The following is a 17,029-nucleotide window of genomic DNA, read 5'->3' on the forward strand; positions in this document are numbered from 1 at the left end:
AAGCGCATGTTCTGGCGCGGCGTCTGGGGCTATCTGCCGGCCCAGATCGTCCAGGGCGTGGTCGGCTTCCTGACCATCGTCGTCTTCACCCGCCTGCTCAGCCCCGAGGATTTCGGCCACTACGCCCTGGCCTTCTCCGTCACCAGCCTGGCCCATACGGTCAGCTTCAGCTGGCTGGAGGCGTCCATGGCCCGCTTCTGGGCGGCCGAGCGCACGCCGGAGGGCCTGGCGGCCCATTTCGCCAGCCTGTACCGCACCTCCTTCGCCGTCATCGCCGTCTTCGTGCCCGTCGCGGCTCTCGTGGTCTGGCTTCTGCCCCTGACCCCGGCCTTCAAGCTGGCGGTCGGCTTCGGCCTGGCCGGGGCGCCGATCCGCAACCTGGCCAAGCTGGCGCAGGAGCGGTATCGCGCGGCCGGCGAGGTGTCCAAGGCCGCCTCGGTCGATATGTTTGTCGCCGTCCTGGGCTTCCTGGTCGGGGCCGGTTTCGCCCTGGCCGGGGCCGGCGCGGCCTCGCCCATGCTGGGCCTGATGATCGCTCCGCTGTTCGCCCTGCCCTTCATCCTGCCGGGCGAACTGCGCCAGTCGGCCGGCGGAACCGTGGATCGCGCGCGGCTGAAGGCCTACGCCGCCTACGGCTATCCGATCGCGGCGTCGCTGACCCTGGCCCTGGTCCTGGCCTCGACCGACCGTTTCCTACTGGCCGGCTTCATGGATGCGGCGGCGGTGGGCGCCTATCACGCCAGCTACAGCCTGGCGAACCGCACCCTGGACGTGATGTTCATCTGGCTGGGCGCGGCCGGGGCCCCGGCCATGGTCATGGCGCTGGAGCGCGGCGGCCGAGAGGCGCTGCGTCACACGGCCCTGGAACAGGGTTCGACCCTGATCCTGATCGGCCTGCCCGCCGCCGTCGGCCTGGCCCTGGTCGCCCGCCCCCAGGCCGAACTGATGATCGGCCCCGACCTGCGCGTCGCCGCCGCCCTGGTCACGCCCTGGATCGCGGCCTCGGCCTTCATGTCGGGCCTGATCGCCTATTATTTCGGATTCGGCTTCACCCTGGGCAAGAAGACCGGCCTGCTGCTGGTCACCATGGCTGTTCCGGCGCTGGCCAACATCCTGCTGAACCTGATCCTGATCCCCCGGCTCGGCGTGCTGGGCGCCGCTGTCGCCACGGCCCTCAGCTTCGCCATAGGCTTGGTCGCCTGTCTGCTGATCAGCCGCCGCGCCATCGCCCTGCCCATTCCGTGGGAGGCCCTGATCCGGTGCGGCGTGGCCTCGACCGGCATGGCCCTGGTGGTCTGGCGGCTTCCACCGCTGGGCGGTTTTGTCGAACTGATGCTGGACGCGAGCGTCGGCGGACTGGTCTATGCGGCCCTGGCGCTGACGCTTAACGCCGCCGGAGTGCGCGACGTGCTGAACCGCCTGATCCAGGCTCGACGAAGGGCGACGGCATGAGCGGCTCCCGCGCCGATATCCACGACAACCCCGGCTGGGCCGCCGCCCGGCCCGAACTGTCGGTCCTGATCCCCTTCCTGCGCGACGACCCCGAGCCCCTGCTGCGCCGGCTGGATACAGAAGGCCCCGCCCTGGCCGGCCAGGTCGAGCTGATCCTGCTGGACGACGGCACGGGCGACGCCGCCCTGACCGCCCGGCTTAAGGCGGCGCTGGACGCCCTGGCCCTGCCTGCCCGCCTCGTCACCCTGTCCGCCAATGAAGGCCGGGCGCGCGGGCGCAACCGCCTGACCATCGCCGCCCGCGCCGGCTCCTGGCTGTTCCTCGACAGCGACATGAAGCCGGACAGCCCCCGCTTTCTCCAGACCTGGGTCGATCTGATTGCGCGCGACGACCCCGCCGTGGCCTTCGGCGGTTTCTCGCTGAAACAGGCCCCACGCGACCGCCGCTTCGCCGTCCACCGCGCCCTGTCCGGCGCCAGCGAATGCGTCCGCGCCGCCCAGCGCGCCAGGACGCCCGAGAAATACGTCTACACCTCGAACCTGCTGGTCCGGCGCGACGTCTTCGCCGTCGAATCCTTCGACCCCGGCTTCACCGGCTGGGGGTGGGAGGATGTCGAATGGGCCATGCGGGTCGCCCGCCGGTTTCAGGTCGCCCACATCGACAATCCGGCCACCCATATGGGCCTGGACACGGTGCCGGACCTGGCGCGCAAGTTCGACCAGGGCGCCGCCAACTTCGCCCGCGTGGTCGCCCTGCACCCCGAGATCGTCCAGACCTACCCCAGCTACAAGGCCGCCCGCGCCCTGAAACGCCTGCCGTCCCTGCCCCTGATCCGTCGCCTGGCCCGGGGCGCCGCCCTGTCGCCCCTGTTGCCGACCCGCACCCGCGCCTTCGCCCTGCGTCTGTATCGCGCCGCCGTCTATGCGGACGCCATCTGATGCGGGACGTCGCCGTCCTGATTCCCACCCTGCGCCGCCCCGCCATGCTGGAGCGGGCCCTGCGTTCGGTCTTCGCCCAGGTCGGGTCGCTGGACCGGATCGCCGCCGTGGTCGTCGCCGACAATGACCCCGAGGGTTCGGCCGCCGCCCTGATCGACCGCCTGCGCGTCGAGGCGCCGGTTCCCCTGACCTATGCCCACGCCCCGGTCCCCGGCGTCGCCACGGCCCGCAACGTGGGCCTGGCCGCTACCGACGCCCGCCTGATCGCCTTCCTGGATGACGACGAGGCCGCCTCCCCCGGCTGGCTGTCCGCCCTGTTGCAGGCCCAGTCTCAGACCGGCGCCGACGTCCTGTTCGGCCCGATCCGGGGCCGCGTCCCCGAGGGCACGGGATGGACCACCGCCTATCTGGAGCGGTTCTTCGGCCGCGACGGCCCGACCCAGACCCGCCTGACCGACCAGATCCACGGCTGCGGCAACAGTCTGATGGTCCGCGCCACGGCCCTGCCCGGCCCCGCCCCCTTCGACTCCGCCATGGACCAGACCGGCGGCGAAGACGACCGCCTGTTCACCGCCCTGCAAGCGCGCGGCGGCCGGTTCGGCTGGGCCGCCGACGCCTGGGTGGACGAGTTCGCGCCCCCCGACCGCGCCACCCTGAGCTACGCCCTGATGCGCGCCTTCGCCTATGGCCAGAGCCCCAGCCAGATGGCCGCCGCCCGCGGCGACTGGCCCGGCGTCGCCCGTTGGATGCTGATCGGCGCCGCCCAGGCCGCCGTCTGGGGTCTCGCCTCCCTGACCCTCGCCCTGCTCCGCCGCCCCGCCCGCGCCGAAACCCTGGACCGGATGTCGCGCGGCCTGGGCAAGCTGTTTTGGACCAAGGGGTTCGAGCCGAAACTCTATGGCGCGGCCATGTTGCGAAGGCGCGCCTAGCCCGCCAGCCGGCTCAGGAACTTCGGCGGCTTGTAGGTCGAGCGGTTCATGACCACCCCGGCGATACGGCCGCCGACCGCCTCGATCTCGTCGCGCAGAATCACCGGTCCGCTCGCGGTCGCGCCGCCGGCCGCCACCACCAGCACCGTCATGTCCACGAAGGGCGCCAGGATGATCGCCATGTCGTTGCGGTCGGCGGCCGGGCTGTCGATGACGATGGTGTCGGCGTGCGGCCGCAGGGCGTCCCAATAACCGGCCTCGCCGATCGCCTCGACCCGGTGGCCAGAGCGCAGGGCCTCCATGTGGAAGCGCGTGATCCACAACCGGCCGCCCAGGCAGGGTCGCGCAGTCAGCAGGCGCGCGGGTGGGATCGGCTTGCCGTCCCGTCCCGTCGGCGCGGGGGTGACGGCGAAGAAGCTTGAACCGTCGGGCGAGGCCTGGGCCGGCTTGCCCAGTTGGCCGAACCGGTCCGGTTCGGCGGCGATGGCTTCGAGCTGCCCCTGCTGGGCCAGGTCCCCGTCCACCAGCCAGACCGGCTTTCGCGCACGGACGGCGGCCAGTCGCGCGAACTCCCGCGCCACGGTCGAGACGCCTTCTCCGGTCGTGGCGGCGGCGAACTGGATCACGCGGGCGCGGTGCGCCGGCGCCGGACCCAGCGCCGCCCACAGGCCCGCCATTTCGGACGTCAGATCGACCATCGAATCGCCACGCGCTCCATCGGCTCAGCCTAACACGGGCATGAGGCTAGTGCGCCTTCGCCGGAGCCACGGCCAGGACCGGCATATCCAGCGTCCGCCGCACCGAGTCCGGCGTTGCAAAGCCGCGCCGCGAGAAGATCCGCAGCAGGCCGATGCACAGGGCGGTGAAGGCGGCGAACAGGAAGACCGCCGCCAGGGCCGGCGCCTTCAGGCTCTTGCCGGTCGAGGGGGGCTGGGCGCGTTCGATCACGGTGACATTGTCGGCGCCGGCGGCGACCAGGGCGTTGTCCGCCCGGCTCTGGCTCTCGCGCTGCTGGAACTCGCGAATATTGGCGGTCAGGACTTCGCGATTGCCGGCCAGGGTCGCGTTTTCGGACTCCAGCGCCGTCAGCCGCGCCTGCCGCGCCCGAATGTCCGTTAACTGACGATCCAGCGCCGAGAGCCTCGCCGCAAGGGCGTCGCGGTCGGCCTGGGTGTTGATCCGGTTGGTCTCCAACTCGGTCCAGACAGGGTTCGGCCCGGTGCGGACCTCCTTGGCCCCCACCGCCGTTCCCGTGCCCACATAGGCCTGCAGCTGGGCGATCCGCGCCTCGATGTCCCTCACAGGCTGGGCGTCCGGCTGATAGCGCGACAGCAGTTGCTCCCGCTCGGTCCGCAGTTGCAGCACCTGATCCTGGGCCGAGATGTTCAGGTCCTGCTGAAGCGCCACCTCCGCCGGGGTCGCCGCCTGCTGCGCCACCAGGGTGTTCAGCCTCTGGCTGGTCTGGTTCAGCTGGCTCTGGGTCGACAGCCTGTCGGTGAAGACCGTCTGATAGACGGCCGCCAGCGTAGTCTTGGCGGCGGTGAAGTCGCCGATGTCGTTGCTGGTCAGGAACTGCTCATAGGCCTGATCCGCCGCGCTCAAATCGCCTTCGAACGCCAGTCTCTGGGTGGCGATGGCGGGGGTCTTGTCCTGGAAGACCTCGCGGCGATAGGCCAGATATTGCTCGATCACGGTGTTCAGCACGCGCGCCGCGCGCTCCGGGTCGTCGGCCTCGTAGCTCAGACGGATGACCGCGCTGCCCGGCGCGGTGCCGACGCTCAGACTGGCGCCGATCAGCTTGCGCGCCGCCGCCTCTGCCCGTTCCCGTGATCCCGTCGGCGTCTTGCCCAGGATCGCCGCCGGCCCCAGCGCCTCGACCACGCGCTGGCGCACCTGCCCCGAGCTCAGGATCGCAGCCTCGGAATTGGCGACCTCGTCGCCCTGCGGAGCCTGGCCCCGCTCGGCCGTGCCGACGCGGGGTTGATAGACATATTCCTGTCCCACGCCGGCGAAGACCGCGCCCTGGGCCGTGTAATTCTTCTTCAGGGTGAAGGCGGCGGCGGCGCCCAGGGCGAAGATGACCAGGAAGACGATGATCATCAGCAGCAGTTCGCGGAACAGCAGGCCGACGACGTCCAGCACGCCATAGCGCGGTCGGGTCGTGACATATGCCGTCGAGCGCATAGGCGGGCCGAATCCTGGAAAGTCTCTTGCGAATCCACCTTTCGCCCACCGGCGTTAACCATCGGTTACCCATAAGCGGCGAGTCTGCGACCCAACGCTCCTTTCGTCGGACCAGATCGATTCCATGACGCCAGATCGCCGACTATTCCTGCTGGCCCTCGGATCGGGCTGCGCCGCCCTGGCGGCCTGCGGCGGCAACGCCGCCCGGATGCCGCGCCCGAGGGGCGACGTGCAGCGGGTCGAAGCGGCGGGACGCGGCGACTTCCCCAACATCCCTTTCGCCGACTGGACGGACGAAGAGCCGGACTATCTGCTCTATCCGGGGGACGAGATCGAGGTGGCCCTGCCCACAGCATCTGAATTGACCCGCACCCTGAAGGTCGGACCCGACGGTCGGGTCGCCCTGCCCCTGGTCGGCCAGGTCATGGCGGCGGACCGGACCTTGCCGGAGTTGGAGCGGGAGGTGTCTTCGGCCTACGCCTCGCAACTGGTGCGGCCGGTCGTGGAGGTGACGTTGCGCCAGGCAGGGCCGATCCGCGTCTGGATCGACGGCGAGGTGCGGACCCCGGGCGTGATCGAGATGACCGGCGATCTGGACGCCTATCAGGCCGTGGTCCAGGCGGGCGGCTTCCTGCCGTCGGGCAAGCCCGAGCGCGCGGCCCTGATCCGGCGTGGTCCCGGCGGATCGCGCATGATGCGGGTGGTCGACCTGCGCCCGCGTCGCGGCGAGGTCGTGGCCCTGCGTCGGGGCGACATCATTTTCGTGCCGCGATCGACCCTGGGCGAACTCGCCGCCTTCTTCACCCAGGTGCGCGCCGCCCTGCCCATCGGCTTCAGCTATTCGATCAATGGATCGAACGGCAACGGCTACGCCACCTTCTGAAGCCTCAGGCGGCCAGCCGCACCACGCCGGCGTCGATATAGCGACGGGCGGCCTTCTGGGCCTCGGCGATCTCTTCGCGCTCCATCTCCTGGCTCATCTCGCGGCGATAGACGCGCGCCTCGATCGAACCCTTCATGGCGGCCAGGTTGAAGATCATGTGGGCCGAGACCCGGTCCATCGGACAACCGCCCGAACCGGCCGAATACATCATGCCCAGCTTGAACAGGTCGTCGCCCGACATGTCGACGGTCGGCAGCGGCAAGGACACGACTTCCACGTCGGCCTGCAGGTCGTGCGCCATTTCTTGCGCGTTCATTACCGTATCTCCTGAACGGGCGCCGTTCTGGGCCCGCCTCTGATACCGCATCAAATACCGCCGGTTTGAAGTTAAAGTTAACGCCGCAAGGCGCCGCCAAACTTTTAAGTAAAGCAGGAATGAATACTGCGAAAAGCGTTCAGCGTTCCGATACGATTTGGAAGGGGCTTGTTTACGTCTTGGTGGCCCGCTGACCGAACAGGACCCTGCGCGCCGCCTCGGCGTCCTTGCCCGCCGCGCCGGCGTTTCCACGCCGATCTTCCAGCAGAGCACGCCCGGCCTTGACCGCGGGCCTTGACCCGACCCGATCCATCCAGGTCGCCAGATGCGGAAAGTCCGCCAGTGTCTGCCCCTGCAGCGTCGGCAATATCCACGGCCAGGCGGCCATGTCGGCGATGGAATAGTCGCCCGCCAGATAGTCGCGGTCCTTCAGGCGTCGATCCATGACGCCATACAGACGGTGCGTCTCGTTCGTATAGCGCTGCACCCCATAGGCGATCTGGCGCTGGTCGCGGATCATCGCGGGCGCATACTGGCGGAAATGATGGGTCTGGCCCGCCATCGGCCCCAGGCCTCCGACCTGCCAGAACAGCCACTGGTTCACCTCGACGCGCGCTCGCGCCTCGGTCGGATAGAAGCGGCCGGATTTGTCGCCGAGATACTGCAGGATTGCGCCGGATTCGAAGATCGAGATCGGTTGGCCGCCCGGCCCCTCCGGATCGACGATGGCGGGCATGCGGCCGTTCGGACTGATGGCCTGGAACCCAGGCTCGAACTGTTCACCCGTTCCGATGTTCACCGGCTTGACCTCATAGGCCAGCCCCATCTCCTCCAGCGCGATGGACACCTTCCATCCATTCGGCGTGGGCCAGTACCAGAGCTGGATCGGAGCGGTCATTGCGGCGGTCTTTCCTGTGGCGTGCCTCGCATCTGGGGGCCGTGACACGCAGCCGCAATCCGCATTTCGATCCTGACACGGTCATTCAGGACGCGTTCAGGCGCGAAATCCGACCTTCACTTCATTAACGGGCCAGTTCGTCGTTTCCGTCGGCGGCCCAGAATGGAGCACGCAGATGAACCGCCTCACCAAGGCCGCTGTTGTCGCTATCGCCCTGTCCACCACGGCCGTTCCCCTGCTGGCCGAGGCGCAGAGCCGCGACGATCGTCGGGAATATCGCCAGGACCGCCGCGACGACCGGCGAGACTACCGCTCGGAACGCCGCGACGACCGTCGTGACTGGCGTCAGGGCCGCTACGACAATCGGCAGGATTATCGTCATGACCGGTGGGACGACCGTCGCGACTTCCGCCACGAACGCCGCGATGACCGCTGGGACCGCAACAATCGCAACTGGTGGCGCGGCCGATCGGACTTCCGGGGCTACAACGGCCCGCGCTCGGGATACTGGTACGCGCCCAGCTACGGCTATTACCGGGTCGAGCCCCGTTACTACGGCTATCGCTGGCGGACGGGCGGCTATCTGCCGCCGCAGTACCGGACCTATTATGTCCGCGACCCGTATTTCTATGGTCTTCGCGAACCGCCTCGCGGCTATCGCTACGTCCACGCCGGCAGCGACATTCTGATGGTCGCGGTCGCCACGGGCCTGATCGCCAGCGTCCTGTCCAACGTCTATTGAGGACGCCAAGCCGTTGAGCCGACAAGCCCCGCGAGAAAATCTCGCGGGGCTTTTGTCTGGGGCGTCCCCCGAACGGCATTCAGCCGGGGTTCATCGACTAAGCGCGATCATCACCTTAAGCCGCTGGAAAACCAGCGTGCAGGAATGAAAAGACCATGAAACGCCTCCTGATGGCTTTCACCGCCGTCGCCGCCCTGGGCGCCCCGCTGGCCGCACCGATACAGGCCCTGGCCCAGGACCGTCAGATTGGCCGCGAACAACGCGACGCCGACCGCCCCCAAAGGCCGCAGATCACGCGGGGAGAACGTCCCGCGCCGAACCGTCCTTTGCAGTCCCGGCCGGAAGCCCCTGTGCGTCCCGAGCGGCCCCGTCCGGAGCGACCCGGTTTCGGTGAGACACGGCCGGCGCGTCCGGACCGCCCGCAGACAGGGGACGACAGGCCCGATCGTCCGAATTACGGCGGCGCACGGCCGGATCGTCCCGACGTCAGGCCCGGCCGCCCTGAAGGCGCCCACCCCGGTCGGCCGCCTCGTCCCGACCGTCCCGAGGGCGGCTGGACTCGCCCCGACCGCCCCCAGACCGGCGGATCTCGCCCTGACCGCCCCTCAAGCGGCGGCCGACCGGATCGGCCGGGCGACAGCGGCGGACGGCCCCATCGCCCCGACGGCGGCTGGAACCGGCCGGATCGGCCCGACAATGGTCACACGCGGCCCGGCCAGCCCCACCGGCCCGGCTCGGGCTGGAACCAGAACCGCGACCGGCACGACGAATTCCGCCGTCGCTTCAGCAGTGATCAGTGGCGGCGCGACTTCTATCGCAACCACCGGTCCGACTGGTGGCGGAACGACCGTCGCTTCCATGGCTACAGCGGCGTCCGCATGGGGTTCTATTTCGCGCCGGGCTGGGGCTACTACAGCGTGCCCCGCTCCTATTGGGGCCGCGACTGGTCAGCCGGCGACTATCTGCCGGACACCTTCTGGCGGTATCGACTGGACGACTGGCGCACCTATGGTCTCGGCTTTCCGCCGGAGGGGGCGCGCTGGGTCCTGGTCGACAATACGATCTATCTGATCGACGAGCGTGACGGCTACATCATCGACGTGATCCGAGACGTCTGGCGTTGGTAGTCTCGACGAAGACGGCCCGGAGATCGCTCTCCGGGCCTTCTGACTAGAATGGGTCGCTCAAGCAGAGAGCGGCCGCGCCGCGAGCGTTAGCGACCAGCCGAGGTTTGGGGGCCGCAGCCCCCAAAAATCAAAGACCCAGCTTGGCCTTCAGGATGTCGTTGACCGCGGCCGGATTGGCCTTGCCGCCCGTCGCCTTCATGACCTGACCGACGAACCAGCCCAGGGCCTGGGGCTTCTCGGCGACGGCGGCCGCCTTGTCCGGGTTGGCGGCGATGATCTCGTCCACCGCCTTCTCGATGGCGCCGGTGTCGGTGACCTGTTTCAGGCCGTGTTTCTCGACCACCTCGGCCGGCGCGCCCTCGCCGTTCCAGACGTGGTCGAAGACCTCCTTGGCGATCTTGGACGAGATGACGTTCGTCTCGATCAGCTCGACCAGCTGGGCCACATGGGCGGCCGGCAGGGGGTTCTCGCTGAAGTCCTTGCCGTCGGCGGCCAGACGCGCCGAGACCTCGTTGGTGACCCAGTTGGACACCAGCTTGGCGTCGCGCCCCTTCGCGGCGGCCTCGAAATAGTCCGCCTTGGCCTGTTCCGAGATCAGGACGATGGCGTCGTACTGCGACAGGCCATATTCGCTCATTAGCCGCTTGCGCTTCTCGTCCGGCAGTTCGGGCAGGGACGCCTTGATCTCGGCGATCCAGGCCTCTTCCAGGTCCAGCGGCAGCAGGTCGGGATCGGGGAAATAGCGATAGTCCTGCGCCTCTTCCTTGGACCGCATCGAACGCGTCTCGCCCTTGGTCGGGTCGAACAGCCGGGTCTCCTGAGTGATCGAACCGCCGTCCTCAAGGATCTCGATCTGGCGGCGCGCCTCGTACTGGATCGCCTGGGAGATGAAGCGGAACGAGTTGACGTTCTTGATCTCGCAGCGCGTGCCGAGGAAGCTGAAATCGCCGCTGGCCTTAAACTTCTCGTAGTTGCCGGCGCGGCAGACGGACACGTTCACGTCGGCGCGCAGATTGCCCTTCTCCATGTCGCCGTCGCAGGTGCCCAGATAGATCAGGATGGTCCGGATCTTCTTCACATAGGCGACCGCCTCTTCCGGCGTGCGCAGGTCGGGGCGCGAGACGATCTCCATCAGGGCCGTGCCGGCCCGGTTCAGATCGACATAGCTCTCGGTCGGCGACAGGTCGTGGATCAGCTTGCCCGCATCCTGTTCCAGGTGCAGGCGCTCGATGCCGACGTTGAAGAAGCTGCCGTCCTCGGCCTCCACCTCGACCACGCCTTCGCCGACGATCGGGTAATAGAGCTGGCTGATCTGATAGCCGGTCGGCAGGTCGGGGTAGAAGTAGTTCTTGCGGTCGAACTGGCTGCGCTTGTTGATCTGCGCGCGCAGGCCCAGGCCGGTCTTCACCGCCTGTTCGACGCAGTGCTTGTTCAGCGTCGGCAGCATGCCGGGGAAGCCGGCGTCCACCAGGGACACCTGTTCGTTCGGCCCCGCGCCGAAGCCGACGGCGGCGCCGGAGAAGAGTTTGGCCTTGGAGGCCACCTGGGCGTGGATCTCCAGCCCCATGACGATTTCCCAATCGCCGGTGCGGCCCTTGATGGTTTTCGAGTTCGGAACAGTGTCGGTCATGGGTTCGTCCTAGCGCCGTCGGCGGCGGCGAGAAAGAGGCTGTCTTGAGGGTGTCGCGAAATCGCGCTCAACATCGGTCGCCTCAATGGAGAATCCGATGACCAAGACCCTGTTCGCCGCTGCTGCGGCCTCCCTGCTTCTGGTCGGCGCCGCCTCGGCCCAGACTGCGCCGGCTCCGGCCCCCGAACACGCCTCTGACCACGCGCATGACGAACATCATGCCCAGCATCCGACCATCGAAAGCCCGATCGAGGCCCTGCTGGCCGATCCCGCGACCAAGGCCGTGGTGGAGAAACACCTGCCCGGCATGGACAAGCATCCCGCCTATGGCCAGTTCAAGGCCATGAGCCTGCGCCAGGTCGCGCCCTACTCCCAGGGCCACATCACAGACGAGAAGATCGCGGCGATCGACGCCGATCTGAAGGCGCTTCCGGCGGCCTGATGAAGAGGGAGGGCCGGCGATCACGCCGGCCCTCCATTCAACTCACCACCACTGCCCAGGCTTGGCCGTAAAGCCCGCAGCGCTTTCCAGCGCCGCGCCGACCTGGAAGACCGTGGCCTCGTCCAGGGCCTTGCCGATGACCTGGAGACCCAGCGGGAGGCCGCCGGAATCGACGCCGGCGGGGACCGAGATGCCCGGCAGGCCGGCCAGGTTGGTCGTGACCGTGAAGACGTCGTTCAGGTACATGGTCAGGGGGTCGATCTGCTTGTCGCCCAGAGCAAAGGCGGCCGACGGGGTCGAGGGGGTCAGGATGGCGTCCACCTGGCCCCAGACATTGTCGAAGTCCTCGGCGATGCGGCGACGCACCTTCAGGGCGCGGACATAATAGGCGTCGTAGAAGCCGGCCGACAGCACATAGGCGCCGATGGTCAGGCGACGCTGGACCTCCTTGCCGAAGCCCTCGGCGCGCGAGGTGGCGTAGAGGTCGTCCAGCGAGCTGAACTGATCCGCCCGGTGGCCGAACCGCATGCCGTCGTAACGGGCCAGGTTGGACGAGGCCTCGGCCGGGGCGACGATATAATAGGTCGGCAGGGCATACTTCGTGTGCGGCAGGCTGATCTCGACGATCTCACAGCCCGCGTCCTTCAGCCAGGCCACGCCCTGGTCCCAAAGGGCCTGGATCTCGGCGGGCATGCCGTCCACGACATATTCGCGCGGCACGCCGATGCGCAGCCCCTTGACCGACTTGCCGACCGAAGCGGTCCAGTCGGGGGTCGGGACGTCAAGGCTGGTCGAATCCTTGTCGTCGAACGAGCACATGGATTGCAGCAGCAGGGCCGCATCCTCGACCGTCTTGGTGATCGGTCCCGCCTGGTCCAGCGAAGACGCGAAGGCCACCATGCCGAAGCGGCTCGCGCGGCCATAGGTGGGCTTGATCCCGACCGTGCCGGTGAAGGCGGCGGGCTGGCGGATCGAGCCGCCGGTGTCGGACGCGGTCGCAGCCAGGCACAGGTCGGCAGCGACGGCCGAGGCCGAACCGCCCGAGGATCCGCCCGGCGTCAGATCGGCGTTGGAGCCGGTCGATTTCCACGGGTTCTTGACCGGACCGAAGGCCGAGGTCTCGTTGGACGAGCCCATGGCGAATTCGTCCATGTTCAGCTTGCCCAGCATCACCGCCCCGTCACGCCACAGATTGGCGGTGACGGTCGATTCATAGGGCGGGACGAAGCCGCGCAGCATGTTGGAGCCGGCCGTGGTCTGCACGCCCTCAGTGCAGAACAGGTCCTTGATGCCCAGCGGCGCGCCTTCCAGCGCCCCGCCCTCGCCCGAGGCGATGCGGGCGTCGGAGGCGCGGGCCATGTCCATGGCCTTGTCCGCCGTCACCTCGACATAGGCGTTCAGGGTCGGATTGGCGGCCTCGACGGAGGTCAGGAAGGCCTGGGTGATCTCGGCCGAGGAGAAATCCCTGGCCTTCAGGCCGTCGACGGCGCCCTTCAGGGTCAGTTTGGTCAGGTCGCTCATGACTATTCGACCACCTTGGGCACGACGAAGAAGCCGTCGGCCGACTTCGGGGCGTTGGACAGGACGGCGTCGATCTTGCCGCCGTCGGTGACCACGTCTTCGCGCAGGCGCAGGGGCTGGGCGACGTTCGAGGTCATGGGCTCGACGCCGTCGACATCGACCTCGTTCAGCTGTTCGATCCACTGCAGGATGCCGTTCAGCTCCTGGGCCAGCGGCTCCAGCCGATCCTCGGGGGTCTTGATGCGGGCGAGATGCGCAACCTTGCGCACCGTCGCAGCGTCGATGGCCATGCGGCCCTCCAATGCACGTCGATAAAGGGGTCTAGGGGCGGGATTAGCGGCACAGGCGGGGATTCACAAGAACGAGCCGGTGTTCGCCTTCAACCATGGCGGCGCCGGGCGCCTTGGCGCAAAAGCAGGGTGACAAGCTGCCAAACGCGCCAAACCTGCCAAATCCGCTTCACAGCGCACCTCCCGCGTTTATGACCTGACACTATAGCCTCGCCTGGAGGGCCGTTGGGTTGGGTACGCAAAATGCGCCTGAAAGCCTTGCCTGGCCGTACATCGGCATGATGGGCAGATAAATTCCGGGCCTGCCACGTCACTCCGCCGACACGCTCTGCGCCTCAGCAGGACGAAATGCGGCATGGGCGGCGAGCGCCAAACGTCCGGCCGCATTGACGCCACAGTCACACGTCTTGCTTTGGCTTCGCGCAACTACAGGACAGGCCATGTTCGTCGCCGCCATAGCCGCCGCCGTCTTGCAGTCTGTCCCCGCGCCCACGCCCTGCAGCTATGACAGGGAGGCGATGCTGGCCCTGTCACCTCAAGCTCTCGATCAAGACATGGAGGGGGGTTGGCGTCCGCTCGGGAACAGGCGCGAATGCCGCGACACGGCCGTTGAGCTTCTGGCCGCCTATCGCAAGGCGCGCTGGAGAGACATGACCAGCGACCAGCTTCACACCAACTATTGGCACGAGGGCCAAGTCCGAGCCGCCTTGGGCCAGACGGATCATGCCGTGCGGCTGCTGCTGGCGGGGGTCAGTCCTGATCCCATCGGCGACGGTAAGGCGGACTATGCGATCGGAACGGTGGCCTTCCTGCTCAAGGACCGCGCCGCGTTGCAAGCCGCTCGAGACCGTCTCGCGGCCGTTCCGCCTCCCCCGGGATTCGAAGAGGATGCGGCGAGGTTTAAAGCCCAATATGGACGTGAGCTAAGCTGGCCGCTCAACCTCGATGTGCTCGACGGCTTTCTGACCTGTTTCGACAAGCCTTACGACGAAGCCTACAGCCGCGACTGCCGGCCCTGACGCTGTTTCCATAAGCCTCCGCCTTTGACTTCCCTGCGCGCCGGTCCTAACCGCAGGCCGTGCCCGTTCTCGACCTCCTTGACCTGCCCGCCGCCTGCCCGCCCGACACGCCGTGGATGGGGCTGGATCTGGGCGAGAAGACCATCGGCGTCGCCGTGTCGGATGCGACGCGCCTGATCGCCTCGCCGCTGGAGCTGATCCGCAAGTCCAAGTTCACGCTGGAGGCCGATCAGTTGTTCAAGCTGATGGCCCATCGCAAGGTCTCGGCCCTGGTGATCGGCCTGCCCGCCAATATGGACGGAACCGAGGGGCCGCGCGCCCAGTCGTGCCGCGCCTTCGCCCGCAATCTGGAGCGGCTGCGGCCGGTCAACATCGCCTTCTGGGACGAGCGGCTGTCCACCAGCGCGGTCGAGCGGTTCCTGATCGAGGATCTGGACCTGAACCGCAAGCGCCGCGCCCAGGTCGTGGACCGCACCGCCGCCGCCTGGATCTTGCAGGGGGCGCTGGATCGGGTGCGGGATCAGGCGACCTGGGTTTGACGGGGCTGATCGCCGGCGTCCTGCCGGTCTTTCTGATGATCGCCCTGGGTTATGGGCTGCGAAAATCCGGCTTCCTGCCCGATGAGGCCTGGCGGCCGATCGAGAAGCTGTCGATCAACATCTTCTACCCGAGCTTCCTGATCCCGGCGATCTGGCACGCCGATCTGGCCGGCGGCGGTGCGACGGTGGCGGGGGCTGCGGCGGTGGGGGCGACCCTGATCGTGGCGGCGGCGACATTCGCCGCGAAACCGCTGATCCCGCTGGACGGGCCGGCCTATACCAGCGTGTTTCAGGGGGTGATCCGCTGGAACAGTTTCGTCTTCGTGCCGGTGATCCAGTCGGTCTATGGCTCGGAGGGGACGGCCATGGCGGCGGTCGCCATCGCCTTCATCATTCCGGTGACCAATATCGCCTGTGTGGCGGTGCTGGCCAAATGGGGGTCGTTGAAACGCGAGCCCTCGGCCCTGGGCCTGACCAAGTCGATGATCGCCAATCCGATCCTGCTGGCCTGTCTGATCGGGTTGGCGCTGAACCTGTTGCGCGTGCCGCTGATCCCGGGCCTGTCGGACGCGATGGACCTGCTGGGCGCCGCCGCCCTGCCGCTGGGGCTGATCGTCGCCGGGGCGGGTCTGTCTTTCGCCGAGGTCAAGCGAAGCCGCACCACCATCGCCGCCGTGACCCTGGTCAAGCTGGGCGTCATGCCGCCGCTGATGTGGTTCATCGCCTGGGCCTTGGGCGGCGACAGTCTGGCCCAGGGGATCGCCTTGATCTGCGGGGCCGCGCCGGGATCGGCCGCCTCCTACATACTGGCGCGCCAGATGGGCGGGGATGCGCCCCTGATCGCGGGGGTCATCGCCCTGACCACCGTGGGCAGCGCCGTGGTCATTCCAATCCTTCTGATGCTGTTCCACTTCACCTGACCGGCGCCCGACACTGGCGTTTGCACCGACTCCCGCCTATAGGCGCGTCTCGATGACCCAGCCCCACGACGTCACCGACCAGACCATTCGCGAGCGGCTGGTTCCGTTCCCCAAGGCCCATTTCCTGGCCGCCTCGGACCTGAACCCCTTCGTCACGCCGCAGTTGCTGGATCTCGGCGACGCCTTTGTGGATTTCAATCGCCAGTCGTCCAAGGCCCTGGACCTGCTGCACGGGCGCACGGTGGTGAACCTGTTCTTCGAGAACTCGACCCGCACCAGTTCCTCGTTCGAGATCGCCGCCAAGCGACTGGGCGCCGATGTGGTGACCATGCCGGTCGGCTCGTCCTCGGTGAAGAAGGGCGAGACCCTGATCGATACGGCGGTGACGCTGAATGCGATGAAGCCGGACATTCTGGTCATCCGCCACTCGGCCTCGGGCGCGGCGGAGTTGCTGAGCCAGAAGGTCGGGTGCGCCGTCGTCAACGCCGGGGACGGCCGGCATGAACACCCGACCCAGGCCCTGCTGGACCTGCTGTCGATGCGTCGCGCCTTTGGGGATGTGACCAGCCTGACGGTCGCCATCTGCGGCGACATCACCCACAGCCGGGTGGCGCGGTCGAACGTGGCGATGTTGCAGATGATGGGGGCGCGGGTGCGTTTGATCGGGCCGCCGACCCTGGTGCCGGGCGACGCCGACCGCTGGGGCTGCGAAGTCTTCCATGACATGCGCGAGGGGCTGGCGGGCTGCGACGTGGTGATGATGCTGCGGCTTCAGCTGGAGCGGATGGCCGGCGCCCTGGTGCCCTCGACCCGCGAATATTTCCGCTTCTGGGGCCTGGACCGCGAGAAGCTGGCCTGGGCCAAGCCGGGGGCCCGGGTCATGCACCCCGGGCCGATGAACCGGGGGGTCGAGATCGATTCCGACGTGGCCGACGATCTGGACGTCTCCCTGATCCAGGATCAGGTGGAGATGGGCGTCGCCGCCCGCATGGCCGTGCTGGCCTCCCTGTCGGCCCGCTGGGGGGACAAGTGATGATGACGAACGCTCAAATCCTCCCCCGTTGGGGGAGGGGGACCGCGAAGCGGTGGAGGGGGCACGCCCCAGACACCCTGTTCGCGGCAGGGGGGGGGGGGGGGGGGGGGGGGGGGGGGGGGGGGGGGGGGGGGGGGGGGGGGGGGGGGGGGGGGGGGGGGGGGGG

Annotated in this window: 18 protein-coding genes; 11 read left to right on the forward strand and 7 right to left on the reverse strand. The window is 68.1% G+C overall.

Annotated features, from left to right (window positions below):
• Window positions 1–6: 6 nt before the first annotated feature.
• From AC1RSI_RS15720 to AC1RSI_RS15730, 3 genes are read left to right on the forward strand one after another with little or no spacing between them, the layout of a single operon-like run.
• A complete protein-coding gene (locus AC1RSI_RS15720) occupies window positions 7–1,452 on the forward strand; it encodes an oligosaccharide flippase family protein (RefSeq protein WP_154726838.1) in 1,446 nt (481 codons plus the stop codon).
• Window positions 1,449–2,390, forward strand: coding sequence for a glycosyltransferase (locus AC1RSI_RS15725; protein ID WP_154726832.1), 942 nt, complete (start codon window positions 1,449–1,451; stop codon window positions 2,388–2,390). The genes AC1RSI_RS15720 and AC1RSI_RS15725 overlap by 4 nt, the downstream gene beginning before the upstream one ends.
• On the forward strand, window positions 2,390–3,319 hold the full coding sequence (locus tag AC1RSI_RS15730) for a glycosyltransferase family 2 protein (protein WP_291755634.1): 930 nt from the start codon (window positions 2,390–2,392) through the stop codon (window positions 3,317–3,319). The genes AC1RSI_RS15725 and AC1RSI_RS15730 overlap by 1 nt, the downstream gene beginning before the upstream one ends.
• Here AC1RSI_RS15730 and AC1RSI_RS15735 read toward each other — a convergent pair.
• Both AC1RSI_RS15735 and AC1RSI_RS15740 read right to left on the reverse strand, forming a co-directional pair.
• Window positions 3,316–4,017 (reverse strand): P-loop NTPase family protein, encoded by a 702-nt coding sequence (locus tag AC1RSI_RS15735; RefSeq protein WP_008261560.1) that lies wholly within the window; start codon window positions 4,015–4,017, stop codon window positions 3,316–3,318. The two genes, AC1RSI_RS15730 and AC1RSI_RS15735, sit on opposite strands and share 4 nt — an antisense overlap.
• 46 nt (window positions 4,018–4,063) lie before the next feature.
• Entirely contained in the window at window positions 4,064–5,503 is a 1,440-nt protein-coding gene (locus AC1RSI_RS15740; RefSeq protein ID WP_154726220.1) for a GumC family protein, read from the reverse strand.
• A gap of 124 nt (window positions 5,504–5,627) precedes the next feature.
• Between AC1RSI_RS15740 and AC1RSI_RS15745 the strand changes: the two genes are divergently transcribed.
• On the forward strand, window positions 5,628–6,386 hold the full coding sequence (locus AC1RSI_RS15745; protein WP_154726219.1) for a polysaccharide biosynthesis/export family protein: 759 nt from the start codon (window positions 5,628–5,630) through the stop codon (window positions 6,384–6,386).
• Window positions 6,387–6,390: 4 nt separating this feature from the next.
• Here the strand turns inward: AC1RSI_RS15745 and AC1RSI_RS15750 are convergent, their stop codons facing one another.
• On the reverse strand, window positions 6,391–6,702 hold the full coding sequence (locus tag AC1RSI_RS15750) for a hypothetical protein (protein WP_008262819.1): 312 nt from the start codon (window positions 6,700–6,702) through the stop codon (window positions 6,391–6,393).
• A gap of 172 nt (window positions 6,703–6,874) precedes the next feature.
• Window positions 6,875–7,600, reverse strand: coding sequence for a glutathione S-transferase N-terminal domain-containing protein (locus AC1RSI_RS15755; protein ID WP_154726218.1), 726 nt, complete (start codon window positions 7,598–7,600; stop codon window positions 6,875–6,877).
• Window positions 7,601–7,775: 175 nt separating this feature from the next.
• Here AC1RSI_RS15755 and AC1RSI_RS15760 point away from each other — a divergent pair, with 175 nt between their 5' ends.
• Together AC1RSI_RS15760 and AC1RSI_RS15765 are read left to right on the forward strand one after the other, a co-directional pair.
• Window positions 7,776–8,342, forward strand: coding sequence for an RcnB family protein (locus tag AC1RSI_RS15760; protein WP_154726217.1), 567 nt, complete (start codon window positions 7,776–7,778; stop codon window positions 8,340–8,342).
• 155 nt (window positions 8,343–8,497) lie between these two features.
• Window positions 8,498–9,469: an RcnB family protein gene (locus AC1RSI_RS15765; RefSeq protein ID WP_230307631.1), complete on the forward strand. Its 972-nt coding sequence runs from the start codon at window positions 8,498–8,500 to the stop codon at window positions 9,467–9,469.
• Between the two features lie 127 nt (window positions 9,470–9,596).
• Here AC1RSI_RS15765 and gatB read toward each other — a convergent pair whose 3' ends face one another.
• Entirely contained in the window at window positions 9,597–11,099 is a 1,503-nt protein-coding gene (gene gatB, locus AC1RSI_RS15770) for an Asp-tRNA(Asn)/Glu-tRNA(Gln) amidotransferase subunit GatB (protein ID WP_154726216.1), read from the reverse strand.
• Window positions 11,100–11,196: 97 nt separating this feature from the next.
• On the opposite strand from gatB, the gene AC1RSI_RS15775 reads away from it, so the two are divergent.
• The gene (locus tag AC1RSI_RS15775) at window positions 11,197–11,541 is read left to right on the forward strand and encodes a hypothetical protein (protein WP_154726215.1); all 345 of its coding nucleotides are present in this window, start codon (window positions 11,197–11,199) and stop codon (window positions 11,539–11,541) included.
• A gap of 42 nt (window positions 11,542–11,583) precedes the next feature.
• On the opposite strand, the gene gatA is transcribed toward AC1RSI_RS15775, so the two are convergent.
• Window positions 11,584–13,062, reverse strand: coding sequence for an Asp-tRNA(Asn)/Glu-tRNA(Gln) amidotransferase subunit GatA (gene gatA / locus AC1RSI_RS15780; RefSeq protein WP_035309536.1), 1,479 nt, complete (start codon window positions 13,060–13,062; stop codon window positions 11,584–11,586).
• A 2-nt stretch (window positions 13,063–13,064) separates the two neighbouring features.
• On the reverse strand, window positions 13,065–13,352 hold the full coding sequence (gene gatC / locus AC1RSI_RS15785; protein ID WP_008261275.1) for an Asp-tRNA(Asn)/Glu-tRNA(Gln) amidotransferase subunit GatC: 288 nt from the start codon (window positions 13,350–13,352) through the stop codon (window positions 13,065–13,067).
• A gap of 440 nt (window positions 13,353–13,792) precedes the next feature.
• On the opposite strand from gatC, the gene AC1RSI_RS15790 reads away from it, so the two are divergent.
• The 4 genes from AC1RSI_RS15790 to AC1RSI_RS15805 are packed head-to-tail and all read left to right on the forward strand — an operon-like array spanning window position 13,793 to window position 16,863.
• Entirely contained in the window at window positions 13,793–14,371 is a 579-nt protein-coding gene (locus tag AC1RSI_RS15790) for a hypothetical protein (RefSeq protein WP_154726214.1), read from the forward strand.
• Between the two features lie 59 nt (window positions 14,372–14,430).
• Window positions 14,431–14,910 (forward strand): Holliday junction resolvase RuvX, encoded by a 480-nt coding sequence (ruvX, locus tag AC1RSI_RS15795; protein WP_008264119.1) that lies wholly within the window; start codon window positions 14,431–14,433, stop codon window positions 14,908–14,910.
• Window positions 14,907–15,830 (forward strand): AEC family transporter, encoded by a 924-nt coding sequence (locus AC1RSI_RS15800; protein ID WP_154726213.1) that lies wholly within the window; start codon window positions 14,907–14,909, stop codon window positions 15,828–15,830. Before ruvX ends, AC1RSI_RS15800 begins: the two co-directional genes overlap by 4 nt.
• A 52-nt stretch (window positions 15,831–15,882) precedes the next feature.
• Window positions 15,883–16,863, forward strand: coding sequence for an aspartate carbamoyltransferase catalytic subunit (locus AC1RSI_RS15805; RefSeq protein ID WP_008260068.1), 981 nt, complete (start codon window positions 15,883–15,885; stop codon window positions 16,861–16,863).
• The last annotated feature ends 166 nt before the right edge of the window (window positions 16,864–17,029 follow it).

The organism is Brevundimonas sp. GW821-FHT10E09 (assembly GCF_058809375.1).